The 438-nt window shown below is 44.5% G+C and carries 1 protein-coding gene; it reads left to right on the top strand.

Annotation, left to right across the window (positions count from 1 at the left end; translation table 11 throughout):
* Positions 1-30 precede the first annotated feature (30 nt).
* Positions 31-369, top strand: a complete 339-nt coding sequence (locus tag B2X33_RS08200; protein WP_296022910.1) for a helix-turn-helix domain-containing protein — start codon at positions 31-33, stop codon at positions 367-369.
* Positions 370-438: the final 69 nt, after the last annotated feature.

Genomic DNA, 438 nt, shown 5'->3' with positions numbered 1-438 from the left:
TTTAATCTTGACTTTTTATGGGGGTAGTATATGGCAGCAGAAAAAGAAAAATTCTTTGCAGGGAGGGTAAAAAAACTTATGAAGGAGAACCGCTACTCGCAGAAAAAGCTTTGCGAGATTTGCGGAATCACAGAGGCTGCGTTCAGCCGCTACATGACAAGCGGACGCCTGCCAAGAACGGATGTGCTTGCAAACATTGCGAACACACTTCACACAACAACCGACTATCTGATTGGGAACGACTCCAGCTACGGTTACGACCAGCTGAAGATACTGCTTGCCTCGAGCAAGGATGACTTAAGCTACAATCAGAAAAAAAATCTTATGGAAATTCTGATGGACGAGTACAAACGTCCAGAAGGCGATTAAGCAAAAAGGAGGCTTATGGAAAAAGCTATTAAAAACATCACAGCGCCGCAGATTGCAGGCGGGAAAAAG

The organism is Treponema sp. UBA785 (assembly GCF_002297065.1).
Taxonomy (GTDB): domain Bacteria; phylum Spirochaetota; class Spirochaetia; order Treponematales; family Treponemataceae; genus Treponema_D.
The sequence above is the reverse complement of the archived record's forward strand: the minus strand, read 5'-3'. Positions and strand labels throughout refer to the sequence as shown.